The sequence below is a fragment of the Rhodoblastus sp. genome, assembly GCF_019449565.1.
In the GTDB taxonomy this organism is placed as follows: Bacteria; Pseudomonadota; Alphaproteobacteria; order Rhizobiales; family Beijerinckiaceae; genus Rhodoblastus.
Window position 1 is genome coordinate 38,952 of the sequence record NZ_JAGRPM010000070.1, and the last position, 12,401, is coordinate 51,352.

The following is a 12,401-nucleotide window of genomic DNA, read 5'->3' on the forward strand; positions in this document are numbered from 1 at the left end:
CCGGCGAAGCGGAGGCGGTCGCAACCGCCTGACCACCGGCACGGGGCTTCATTTGGGGACCCCATCAGCGAGGAATATCGAAATGTCTGAATCCTTGTACCCCGCGTTGTCGCGTGAACTCTCCCAGAAACGGCGGTCTCTCGGCCCCGAAACGGAGAAAGCCTTCCAAGCCTTTAGCCAACAGGTCTTTGCTGACGGCGTGCTGCCGGCGAAGGCCAAGCAGTTGATCGCTCTTGCTGTGGCGCACGTTACTCAATGCCCCTATTGCATCAAAGGGCACACGAAAGCGGCGCTCCGCCATGGCGCCACGCAAGAGGAAATGATGGAGGCCATCTGGGTTGCTGTCGAAATGCGGGCTGGGGCCGCGTATGCGCACACCGCCATCTCGCTCACCGCAATGGATGAAGCAGAAAGCCCTCGCGGCAGCTGATATTCGGGCAGAGGTGCGTCGAAGTGCTTCGAGGGACCGGCGGCCGGCCGTGCGCCGGCCCAGCGTTTTCCTCGAGGCGCTGGCCGGCACAATCGTCGATTTGGGCAGAGCATTCCACGCCGTATTCCGGGGCGATCGCCGGATCTAGTCGGATTCTTCGATTGCGGAATCGCAATCGACCTTGAATTCCTGTGTCGTTTTTCTCGCGAAAAAGCGATCACCCCGCTGGGTCACAGTTGGCGGCGTGAACATGCTGATTTTATAGCAATCCTGGAGAATCTTGGGAAAATGGCAAGGCTGGCGGAGAGGGAGGGAAACTCATCCGTTCAGCCAAATCCCTTGTTCTTCTGGGGGTTCAGCTCACGCTTCGACCGCAGTGGGTCACAGTGTGGGGCACAAGTCAAAGGTCGCGCATTTTGGGCGCTGTAGGGCTCGAACCTACGACCCGCCGGCGGCTCTCGCACTCTCAGCGGACGTTCCGATAGCGAAATGAACCAGCGCTCATGACCCAAGGCGGAAATTCAAAAAACGCGTTGCCGACGGGCCGCTCGCGGCCGAAGCGGTCATCTGCTTCTTTACAGGCGTATGGCGGCGTCGCCTAAGCGCCGTTCTTAATGATCAAGGTCTTCTTTCGTTTCTCGTAGAGCACGGCAGGCACGCAGCGACGTACGTCGTTATAGATTTCCACGCAATCGAGGCATTGAAAACAGGCGTCGTAGCGGATGTCGCCCTTTGGTTTGATCGCATCATATCGGCATTCGATTTTGCATAACTGGCAGGGTTTCCCGCATTCCGGGCGTCGCGGGATCCAGTGGAAGAGCCTCAACGTGCCTCCGATGCTCATGACGGCGCCAAGCGGACAAATGAACCGGCAGAAAAACTTGAAATAAAAGGCCGCGACCAAAAGCAGCGCCAGCGCATAGGCGACGAACGGCCAGCTCGCGTTGAAGCCGAGCGTGATGCTGGTCTTGAACGGTTCGACCGCATTGAGGCTTTCGCCAAGCGTCGGCGCAAACACCGCCGCTGACGCCAACAGCGCCAGAACGACGTAACGCAAATTTCCGAGTTGCCGGCCGTATTTCGCCGGGAATTTGACTTGCGGCAGGCGCAATTTTTCGGAGATCAGGCCGACGAATTCTTGCAAGGCGCCAAAGGGGCAGAGCCAGCCGCAAAAAGTTCCACGGCCCCAGATCGCGAAAGTCAGAACGGTGAAGCCGATGAGCAGCAAGGACACCGGGTCATAGAGATAGCTGGTCAGACCGCCGCCGGAGCTCAGCGATTTGAGTGCGCCAGTGACTTGAACAATCGACAATTGCCCCTGCGCATGCCAACCGAGAAAGACCAGCGTGAAGGCCAGAAAGGCCAGCCGGAAAACCCGCAGCCGCCCCGGCCTGGCCACGAGCCAGCGCGGCCGGGCGAGCGCCGCCGTCAACAGCGCGAGTGAAAAGGCGATCACGGAAATATCGATCCACCGACCCTTCCAGGCCGCCAGCCATTCTGGAATCGGTTTGGGCGGAAAAGAAAAAAGATAGGGCGGCGGCGCATAGGTCAGCACGACCTGCTGATGGGTGAAAATCGGCAGCATCTGCCCTTTGGCGCGGGTGAGCGTGGCGATAAGTTCGACCGGCGAACCGGGATCGACATCCGAGTCTCCGCGCAAGCCAAACACCCGCGACATTTGCAATTTTACCGGCGCCGTCGTTTCGAGATTTTCAAAGCCCTGGTCGCGGAAATCGAGAAAGCCGCCGGCTTGCCGCAGCGCAAGACGTGGCGATTGGGCGCCAGGAACAAAGTCGTCGTCGACGATCTGGTAGCGCCCGGCGACACCGATCCACCACAGGTGACGATTGTCGAAATTCCGATCCGTCAGCGCCTTGTAACCCTCGTCGCCGAGCAGGGCGCGGCCAATTGTTGGCGCATTGAGGTAGGCGATATAGAGATCGGCATAACTATCGTCCGGCCGGGCGAGCGCCTCTTCGTCGGCCCCGGCGCCGTCGGTTCCACGAAAGAGCGTTTCGACGTCGCGATTGGTCAGGACGAGCCGTCGGATCATGCCTTTGTCGAGCATTTCGGCAAAAGTGACCCGTTCGAATTCATCGCGGCGAACCTTGGCCGGCGGCCCGAGAGCGCCGCGATCGACAAAGCCGAGTTTTGCGCGCGCGACCGCCAGCGCCGACGTCAGGACTGTCTGGTTGACGATGCGGACCGAGGTCGTGGCCTTGGCGACGCCGTCGAGCATGGCGACGCCGCCGCGATCCTTGCCGACTCCGCCGGGGTTTCGTGCCGAATCCGTCGCGATAATGAAGGGCTGGTTGAGGTTTTTGCCGGTATATTGCGCGATGAACTGCCGCAAGAACGTGTCGCCATAGCCGCCGAGATCTCGGAAGGTGAAGACGGGTTCGCGCTGCGACAGCAATTCGACATCGACAAATTCCCCCTTGCGGTCGAGGGTCACCAGGAAATTCATCGGCGTGCCCTCGAAGCCGGGCAATGGCGCAATATCTAAGGTTTCATAGGCATAAGCGACATTGCCCACCTCTTTCTCCAAAGTGCTGGTGACGGGCCAGACCGGAAGATCGGGGAGTTTTTCGCCGACTTCGTAGGGAAGTTTGAAACGCTGCTGGACCTGTTCCCGCGTGAGCGTCCCCGCCCAGGTCGGCGAGAGGCAGGCCGCCGCCAAAACGAGCGCGATGGCTTTGCCGAAACAGCGTCCGGCGACCGCCGCCAGGGTGCGACCGATCATCCCTTCTTCCCTTCGATAAAATCCGGCCAAGGCCTTGATGCGCCGTGAAAAGCGCGCGGCGCGTTTTCACGCCAGGCTGTCACGCGGAAAGCCGGGCGAGGACCAGACCGAACCGTCTTTGGTCAGTCCGTAGGCTTCCGCCTGGAAACGCCGCAGCAAATCGACCGCCTTGTCCGGGCCGACGACGCAGACCGCCGTCGACAGCGCGTCGGCGAGGACGGCTGTCCGGGCGATGACCGAAATGCAGGCGAAAGAGCTGGGCGAGGCGCCGCTGCGCGGATCGAGAATGTGATTGCGCGAATAATCTTCCGACCAATAATATTGGTAGTCGCCCGCCGTCGCGATGCACCCGCTGACGGGGAGAGAGCCGAGCAGATTATCGCGCTGGCGCGGGTGCTGGATTCCGGCTTTCCAGGGCCCGCCCGCGGCGCCGTGACCAAGCGACTCCATTTCTCCGGTATCGACGAAGGCGTGCTGGACGCTGCGTTCGGCGAACACGCGCGCGACGCGATCGGCGGCGTATCCGTGCGTCAGACTATTCAGGGTGATCGCCATGCCGGGGCGCGCGAAAGCGATCTCGTCGCGATTGAACGCCACATCAGCCTGCCCGATCAGCGCGCGCGCCGGGGCCGATTGCGCGTCGCTAGGCCATTCGCCGCGCTTCGCATAGGCGTCATAGAGAATCCACAAGGGCTGCAAAGTGACATCGAAAGCGCCATCGGTTGCACGATGGACCTGGTCGGCGACCGCGAGCATGTCCAGCAGCGCCTGATCGGGGTTGGCGAGGCGACCATTGGCGTTGAGACGGCATATGTCGCTGCCCGGCCTCGTCAGGCCCGCAATTTGCTCCAGCCGGCGAATTTCCGCAAAACCGGCGTCCAGGGCGTCTTCGGCGTCGCGCTCGTCGAGACCGACGACCGTCAACGCGACGCCCGTGTCAAAGGCCACGCCGGCGCGCCGCAACGAGGGGCAATCGCGAGAGAGGGCCGCCGTTGAGGCGGCTGCGCCAAGCCCCGATGCCGATAGCGCCAGTTTCAAAAGGTTGCGACGGCTCGGTTGCATGCGTCGAACTCCAGAGAAGATGGCGACCCAGCAGCGAGCTCGCCTTGGCGCTCTTCGTAGACGGGCGAAAGGACCAGTGCGCGCCATCGAAACAGCGCCGCCAGGAACAAGACGATGGAAACGGCAAGAGCGGTCAGAGCTATTCGGGTCGCGGCCGAAGGCTCGCGGAAGATGGCTTCCGGGAGAGGAGTCCCGGGCGACTCCGCCGCAATCGACAACCGCGCGCGCACGAAATCGCGTGAACGCTCGATAGCTTCTTGAGGAGAAGCGCCTGAAGCTGCGCCGGCCTCAAGCTTCAATGCGCCGGCCTGATCTCGCCGGATGAAGTCGAAGGCAGACTTTTTCCGGAACCAATTCCATATCGGCGACGGCTCCGCGCCGATCACCTGAACCTCGAGGAATTCGCCCGACGGGCGAACGGCAACGAGCCTGTCGATCCCTGCGTCTGGCGAGACCGGCGCGGCCTCGAAATCGGTAAATTCGAAAACATAGGCAATCAGTTCGTCTCGGGACGGTGTTCTTTTGAAAATCGGCCAGATTGGAAGCTCGCCGTCACGCGCCCCGACGGAGTAAGGCGCGGCGAAAAACTCTTGCAGTTTCACTCGGTCAATCGCCACGCATGGCGATGCGAGAAGGATCGCCCAAACGGAAACAGCCAGCGTTCGAGTCGCGGCATTGCGAAATGGCATCTCGTTCCCCTGGCTGCCTCGGGTCGGGTTTCGACCGCATGAAGCGGCCGTCGGCGTCGGCTCTAGTTCAAGGTCACCACAGCATTGTCCGACACGAGTTCGATGGCGCCGAATTCACATCGTCCTTCCTTCTGCCGGAACATTGTGTTGGCGATCAGCCAAACCCGGACGACCTTGGTCGGCGGCGCCACGACTCTTGGATCCCGCTCGTCGTCGAGTCTGCCGATCGTCCCGACAAAGCGCTCGTAATAGGCATGAAGGGGTCGCTCTTCGTCGCACCAGCGCCCCAGATCGCCGGAGCCGGATCGCGCGACGACATGCGTCTCGCGCGCCGTCCAGGTGGGAATGGGGCAGCGGAAGCCGGAATCGACCGGAAGTTGCGAACTCCAGAAGAAGGTCAGATCCTGCCCATTGTCGAACTCGACGGCGATGCTGACGTAATCGTGATTTTCAAGCGTGTTTTCCGGTCCATCGCACGGCAGGGCGTCGACCTTCCAGGACCATTGCAGCCGCAGGTCGCTGGTCAGAGGAACGGAAACGTCCTTGTGCAATATCGCCGCGTCGCGATGCGTATGGCACGCGATAGAGGGGCGCTGGCTGGGCGCGATCTGACCGACGGAATAGATTTCGGAAGGGCCGAGGAACCAGAGATAGTCCCAGCCGTGCGGCGGCTTGACCGCATGTTCCAGCCGGTCGATCTCCGAAGTGAGGAGACCGCCAACATCCCCGAGCGCGGCCAGCCGCTTCAGGCCTTCCAGGGGCTGCCCGGCCCAGCGCACGATAAAGACGCCAAGGCCGCCCTCCATCAGACGATAGGCTTCCGTTCCGACCGAGACGGCGCCGGTGCGTGTCGCCCATTCGCCCGGAAAATAGCTGCCGAGAAACAAACGCCCGGCGTTGTCGGCCGTAAACGTGTGCGAGTTGCGCGTGCCCCTGAAAATGTTCCCGGCGTCGCCGATGCGATACCAGAGCTGCATGTCCGGATGAAAGGACAGGTTGAGGTCGCGCGAGAGAACCGCTTCTCCGACGAGAAAAAGGCTCACGCGCTCGCCAGCCTGAAGCTCCAGACCGGTATCGAACCAGGGCGGCTGATTGGCGGGAACCGAGAAGAAAGCCGAGTCGCGCACCGTATCCGGCGGCGCCTTGGCCAGGAGCGAAGCGAAACCTGATCGGAACTCGGATTCCGTGATTTCATTTTTCGGTTTTCTCAGACCGAGACATGCCACGCACATTGCCTGTTTCCTCCCCTGCGATTCATTTTTTGAAGTTCCGACGCACGCGCGGAAATCAACGACGGCTTCCCTCGGCGGGGCCGGGAAAGGTCGAGGCGATGTCACGCCCGAGCAATGAAGAGGATGATCGCGTTCGCGGCGGAAGGGGTCAGGCGGACCCATAAATTTTGTAAGACAATTCTCAGCCTGCCTGGCTTTGATCAGGACTCCGCATCGTAACGGTAGCCGACGCCGTGAACCGTCTTGATGATCTCAGGCTTTGCGGGATCGCGCTCGATTTTGCGCCTGAGTGTGGAGATATACTGATCGAGGGCGCGACTGTCGGGCATGAAATTCTCGCCCCAGGCCAGATCGAGCAGGTCATTGCGCGGCACTGGCCTGCCGCTTCGCTCGAACAGAATTTTCAGCAGCACTGCTTCGCGGCGCGTGAGATCGATGACATGTTCACCGCGAAAGGCGCGCAGGGCAGCGACGTCCACTCGGATGTCGCCCATGACGAACGGCTTGTCTGGATCGTCGGGCGCAGCGACATCGTTTCCTCGACGGCGAAGGGCGACCTTGACCCTGGCCACGAGTTCGCGCGGACCGAATGGCTTGACGATATAGTCGTCGGCGCCGATTTCCAGCCCCTGCACACGATCGATCTCCGCGTCCCTCGCGGACAGCAGCAGAATGGGAACCTGTGGGTCCAGGGAACGGATTTCACGGCAAAGCGACAAGCCATCAATGCCTGGCATCAGCACATCGAACAGACAAAGCGCGGGCTTTTTTTCCCGAAAAACCTTGAGTGCGCGCTCGCCATCCACAACGCCGATACAATCGAAACCCGCGCGAGTCAGCAGTTCAAGCAATCCTTTCAGGAGATGGACATCGTCCTCAGCCACGAGCAGCGTCAAGCGAGTCGTCCCTTCGCACGGTTTGCTTTCAAAGTGACGATCACATGGAGACCTGGCTGTCCATTGACCAAAGTGACGTGGCCGTCATTCGCCTCGGCGAGTTCGCGGACGATCGACAGGCCGAGACCTGAGCCCGACGGCTCGGCGGCGGCGGATGGCGTCACTTCGGGCCCCTTATCCGAGACCTCCAGGTGAAGGAATCCTGCTTCGTAACGGGTCGCCACCACAATGGCGCCGGGCGCATATTTGCAGGCGTTATCGAGCAGATTGACGAGGATCCGTTCGAATGCGCTCAGGTCAAAGACAAGAGGCGTCGTCTCGCTGGCCGCGATCGTGCAAATGGTTTTGCAGGACGCGAAGCGAAGATTGAACCGTTCGAGCGAAAGCTGCACCAAATCATCCGGTACGGCCTGGCGCCGTTGCGGAGGCTCGGAACGGCCAAAGGCCATCGCATTGGCGGCGACCTGGTCGAGACGGTCGACCTCCGCCGAGAGGATCGCGCAATGGTCTTCCGCCTGGGGGTTCCCCTGTGATTCCTGCGCGACCAGTTCGCAATAGAGCTTCAAATTGGAGAGCGGCGTGCGCAGGTCATGTGCGATTTTGTCCAGGAAGGCCTTTCGTCGTTCAGCCAGGGCAAGTTTCTCCGACTGGCGCTTGCTCAGGTTCAGGACAAAATAGATCCAGAAAAGCGCGAAGGGGATGCTCATCGCAACAAGGCGCCCGGGGCTCGTCTTCGCCGGCGCTAGGCCGCTGACTTGCAGCGTCCATCCTTGAAAGGGGCCGCTCATGGGAAAGGTATAGCCATCGCCGACGAAACCGGGTCTGTTGGTCCAAAAATCGCGATTATAACTGTCGCGAAGAAAAATGGCCCAATCGGGCGCTTGCTCGGCGGCCGAATTAAGGGCGGACACGAGGTCGGGGCGCAAGGCCGCTTCGTCCAGGGCAAAGCAGACGCTTTCCTTTTCGATGCGATTGCACCGAAAAAAGACGATGCCCGAAATGCCCGCATACCAGCCTTGGGGTGGGTCCATCCGCGAATAGAGATCGGCCGCGACCGAGAGCAACTGACGCCGTTGATCTTCAATGTAAGGAAACGCCCATTCTTCGCTTGTGGGAAAAACGAGATCAGTCCCGCGCCGGATCAGGACGTAGGAAATCTCTCGGGAATAGATCAATTGGCGCAACTGGCCGATCGGATTTTCCTGTTTGCGGACGGCTTCGATCCTTTCGAAGATCGCTTGCGATTTGGCGTCGAGCGCGGTGCGTGCGACGGTCTCAACCTTGCGAGCCTCGGCGCTGGCTCGCTCCTGCGCTTCACGTCGCTTGACCGCGTCGTCGGCATCGAGCCAGTTCAGGATCAGGTATCCGAAAGCGAGCAAGGGGATGGCGATGATGATCGCGGGGATCGCGATATCGCCGATTTTCGATCCTTCGGACACCCTGGTCCAGGCAGATGGCTCCGGCCCGCGCAGGAGGCGGCCAAGCCAAAGGTAAAAACGCCAAAATCCGGTTTTCATGGTATCTTCGGCGTCCCCCCTCCGCATTTTCATACTTGCGCCGAGAATGTCGTAGCGGAGCCGCCCGATACTCCCCGATCTATGATTGGATCGCAATGACTCTCGCGTAGGCCGGCCCCTTCCATCGCGGAGCATTTAACTTCGCGGAGATCGACTCCTCTCCGGAAAAGCAAAGCATAGAGGGAAGGAATCGCATGGTATCCACCCCTTAGCGAACGACCGCTTAAGCGACGAGCCGGCTCAACCAATCGACTTTGGTCAATGGTCCGCAACTGGCGCAGAGCCGGCGTACAGCCACCATTTGGAACGGCAGATGTCTGTGTGCAGGAGCAATCAAATCTCTTGACGTTGTCGGGGCGGCGACCGCGATAGAAGAGAGCGCATTTCAGTCCGCTTCGAGGGCAGCCAATTCGCTCTCGGGGAACAAGGCTTCGATGAAGCCGAACTTGGTCATGTCCTTAATACGCTGTGGATAGAGCACGCCATTGAGATGATCGAATTCGTGCTGAAAGACCCTCGCGTGAAACCCGTTAGCCTCGCGCGCGAGTTCGCTGCCGTCTTCCATCGTGCCGCCGTAACGGATGCGCGTCGCGCGCGGGACGAGCCCGCGCATGCCAGGCGCCGACAGACAGCCTTCCCAATCCTCCTCCGTCTCCTCGGTCAGGACTTCGAGCCATGGATTGATGAGCGTGGTCACTGGAACAGGCTTCTCGTTGGGGTATCGCGGGTTCTCGTTGAAGCCGAAGATCATCAGGCGCAGGCCGACGCCGATCTGGGGCGCGGCCAAGCCGACGCCATTCGCGGCGTGCATGGTCTCGTACATATCGGCGATAATTGCCCTCAGGGTGAGATCATGGATGTTCTCAACCGGCCCCGCCACCTGCAAAAGTCGAGGATCGCCCATCTTCAATATCTCACGGATCATGCCCGTCTCCATTCTGTTCATGGCTATGGCGCTACCGCAAATCAATCGCCCCGATCAGCGCAATTGGTGTAGCATCGGTGACGACCCGGCGCACCGGCGTTACAGTGGATGCTGCCGGGGGAAGGGCATGCGTTACCCGAAGCTTTCGTTGCTGGTGGCGACGCGCCGCGCCCCCGGCGCTGTCGAACGGTTTCCCGGACCGCCTAACAATCATTTAATTATGCCATCATCTGGATCAGCCAGTGGCTGATCGACGTGATCATGCTTGCCTCCAAGCACGAAAGGCCCTGAAATCGTGTCTGCTCTGGCCAAACTCAAGCACCGTTTCGAACGCATTGCGATCATCCATGAAGCCTCGTCCGTGCTGGCCTGGGATTCCTCGGTGATGATGCCGCCAGGCGGGGCGGCGGCGCGGGGCGATCAGCTTGCGGCGCTTGCCGGCCTGTCGCACCAGCTGCTCACTGATCCGGCGACGGGAGAATGGCTGGCGGCGGCTTCAGAGCCCGCCCAGGAGCCTTCCAACGAATGGGAAGCGGCCAATCTGCGTCTGATATGCCGGGCCCATGCGCGCGCTACGGCATTGCCGGGCGAACTGGTTGAGGCGCGGTCGCGCGCCAATTCCAGATGCGAGAAAGTCTGGCGCCAGGCGCGGCGGGATTCCGATTATGCCAGCGTGAAGCCGTATTTGGGCGAGGTGCTGAAGCTGGTGCGGGAAACGGCCCGGTTGTGGGCCGAAAAGTCTGGCTGCACGCCTTATGACGCGTTGATGGATAATTTCCAGCCTGGCGTTGGCGCGGCGGACGTGACGCCGGTGTTTGCGCGGTATGAGACGTTTTTGCGAGAAAATCTGGAGGAAATTGAGGGAGGTCAGGCGGCCAGACCGGCGCCCCTCGCGCCAGCCGGTCCCTTCCCGGCCGATCGGCAGGAGGCGCTGTGCCGAAAGCTTTCCGAGCGCATCGGGCTTGACTACGCGCATGCGCGGCTCGATCGTTCAGCGCATCCGTTTACGGGCGGCACGCCGACCGATACGCGCATCACCACGCGTTATGACGAGGCCGATTTCACCGGCGCGGTGTTGGGTGTGATCCACGAGACCGGCCATTCGCTGTATGAACAGCATTTGCCAGCCGCCTGGGCGCGTCAACCGGTCGGCGAGGCGGCGGGGATGGCCGCGCACGAAAGCCAAAGCCTGATTGTGGAGATGCAGGCGGGGCGGTCGGATGCGTTTCTGCGCTTTCTGGCCCCCGAGCTGGCGGCGGCGTTCGGGCCGGATCCGGCGTTTGAGGCGGGCAATCTGGCGCGGCTGTGGCGGCGGGTGCATCGCGGATTCATTCGCGTGCACGCCGATGAAGTCACTTATCCTGCGCACGTGATTTTGCGTTTCCGGCTCGAGCAGGCGTTGATTGGCGGGGACCTGGGGCTGGATGATCTGCCTGCCGCGTGGAACGACGGAATGAAATCACTGCTTGGCATTGTGCCGCCCAGTGACGCCAAAGGCTGTTTGCAGGATATTCATTGGTACGACGGCGCGTTTGGCTATTTCCCCAGTTACACGCTTGGCGCGATGGCCGCAGCGCAATTGATGGCCGCGGCAAGGCGCGAGGAGCCGACGATCGATGTGGCTTTGGGCGAGGGGAGCATGGACCCGTTGCAGGATTGGCTCACGCGCAAGGTTCATACCTTGGGCAGCCGCTACGGATTTAATGACTTGCTGCGCCATGCCACCGGTTCGGCGCTGGACGCCGATGCATTCGAAGAGCATTTGCGGGCGCGCTATTTGGGGTGATGCCGGAAACCGGGCCGTTATCTTGGAATCGAGGTGGACGACGCGCTCAGCATTTCCAAGCACGCAGAACTGTGAGGGATCGGTTGCGGCTTCGCCAGACTGCGCCGCCGCAACTCGATAGATCGAACTTCCGCTATACTTGACGATGCGCGAGCTCCCTCACGCAACTTCAAACTTCCGCTTGTGGCGCCGAGCAGACCCCCGGGAAGCGCGCGGCGTAAGTCTCTTCGTGACCCAAGGCGGCATTTCGCCGATCGCCCCCCAAAAGTCTCAATACGGCGGGAAGTGGAATTTTGTAGAAATCATCGGCAACGGCAAGGATGGGACAAGGACGGGCCGGCCGCACAATCGGCGGCCCTCGATTGAACACGCCCGGATCGGCTTTGTCCCCGGGCGGCGACCATTCGAAGCTTGCGAGTACGCCGCGTGTTCGTGTTCGCCCATCATCACGATGCGCAGGTGCGGTTTTTCGTCAATTTCGCGAATGCGCGAATGGTGGAGGATTAATCATCTTGAGCCTTCACCGCCGCTGACATCGGCCATGAGGTCGGGCGCTTGCGGCGGATGGCGCGGCGCCCAAAAAGACGTATTACGGGGTAATTCTACCACCGCCGACGGATGACAACATTGATGCCTGATGTGTTCGGTCTGAACGGTATATTGTGATTCACCGATAGCAGGCCAAACGCGCGCTGTTTTCCAACTCACGACCAATTTGGAGGCATTTGTGCAGAAGGGCGCTACCATAAAGATTATGCCGAGTTGGGTTCCGGGCACGTTGTTTATCGACATCGCCTGGGACACCGCTCAATTGACGGCCCCTTCGCCGACAGGCGCCTGGTCGGGCGACTTCGCTCAGCTTTCAGGGCAAGGTGTCAGTCAGGGCGAATGGCGTTGGGACGCGAGCGCACTCATCCTGCAGCTCTGGGTGCCGGTCCCCGGCGTCGCCGGGTTTGCGATTTACCTGGCGCACCTCGATAATTTCGATTTCAACACGGTCCCCTCTTCAGGTCAGGGCGCCCTGGCGGCGGGCGTTACCCCCACGACCACTCCTCCCCCGTTCGACTGGGAAGTGAACTGACGAAGGGCGGCGTCTCTCCGTCGCAGACACCGCCTGCGTG

General features: G+C 61.0%; 10 protein-coding genes and 1 tRNA gene. 3 read left to right on the forward strand and 8 right to left on the reverse strand.

Features of this window, described 5'->3' with window-relative positions; translation table 11 throughout:
• The first annotated feature begins 82 nt into the window (after positions 1-82).
• Positions 83-430 (forward strand): carboxymuconolactone decarboxylase family protein, encoded by a 348-nt coding sequence (locus QZ409_RS16140; protein ID WP_296713337.1) that lies wholly within the window; start codon positions 83-85, stop codon positions 428-430.
• 417 nt (positions 431-847) lie between these two features.
• Here QZ409_RS16140 and QZ409_RS16145 read toward each other — a convergent pair.
• From QZ409_RS16145 to def, 8 genes are all read right to left on the reverse strand, one after another.
• Positions 848-933 (reverse strand) — tRNA-Ser (locus QZ409_RS16145).
• Between the two features lie 95 nt (positions 934-1,028).
• Entirely contained in the window at positions 1,029-3,173 is a 2,145-nt protein-coding gene (locus QZ409_RS16150; RefSeq protein ID WP_296713340.1) for a 4Fe-4S binding protein, read from the reverse strand.
• Positions 3,174-3,239: 66 nt separating this feature from the next.
• Positions 3,240-4,235, reverse strand: a complete 996-nt coding sequence (locus tag QZ409_RS16155) for an FAD:protein FMN transferase (RefSeq protein WP_296713343.1) — start codon at positions 4,233-4,235, stop codon at positions 3,240-3,242.
• A complete protein-coding gene (locus tag QZ409_RS16160) occupies positions 4,208-4,924 on the reverse strand; it encodes a hypothetical protein (RefSeq protein WP_296713345.1) in 717 nt (238 codons plus the stop codon). The genes QZ409_RS16155 and QZ409_RS16160 overlap by 28 nt, the downstream gene beginning before the upstream one ends.
• A gap of 62 nt (positions 4,925-4,986) precedes the next feature.
• Positions 4,987-6,156 (reverse strand): DUF3047 domain-containing protein, encoded by a 1,170-nt coding sequence (locus QZ409_RS16165; protein ID WP_296713347.1) that lies wholly within the window; start codon positions 6,154-6,156, stop codon positions 4,987-4,989.
• Positions 6,157-6,356: 200 nt separating this feature from the next.
• Positions 6,357-7,052: a response regulator transcription factor gene (locus tag QZ409_RS16170; RefSeq protein ID WP_296713349.1), complete on the reverse strand. Its 696-nt coding sequence runs from the start codon at positions 7,050-7,052 to the stop codon at positions 6,357-6,359.
• Positions 7,049-8,569 carry a HAMP domain-containing sensor histidine kinase gene (locus QZ409_RS16175; protein ID WP_296713351.1) on the reverse strand — a complete coding sequence of 507 codons (1,521 nt, stop codon included), beginning with the start codon at positions 8,567-8,569 and terminating at the stop codon, positions 7,049-7,051. Before QZ409_RS16175 ends, QZ409_RS16170 begins: the two co-directional genes overlap by 4 nt.
• Positions 8,570-8,954: 385 nt before the next feature.
• Entirely contained in the window at positions 8,955-9,494 is a 540-nt protein-coding gene (def, locus tag QZ409_RS16180) for a peptide deformylase (RefSeq protein WP_296713353.1), read from the reverse strand.
• Positions 9,495-9,789: 295 nt separating this feature from the next.
• Here def and QZ409_RS16185 point away from each other — a divergent pair, with 295 nt between their 5' ends.
• Positions 9,790-11,280, forward strand: a complete 1,491-nt coding sequence (locus QZ409_RS16185; RefSeq protein WP_296713356.1) for a carboxypeptidase M32 — start codon at positions 9,790-9,792, stop codon at positions 11,278-11,280.
• Positions 11,281-12,007: 727 nt separating this feature from the next.
• A complete protein-coding gene (locus QZ409_RS16190; RefSeq protein ID WP_296713358.1) occupies positions 12,008-12,361 on the forward strand; it encodes a hypothetical protein in 354 nt (117 codons plus the stop codon).
• Positions 12,362-12,401: the final 40 nt, after the last annotated feature.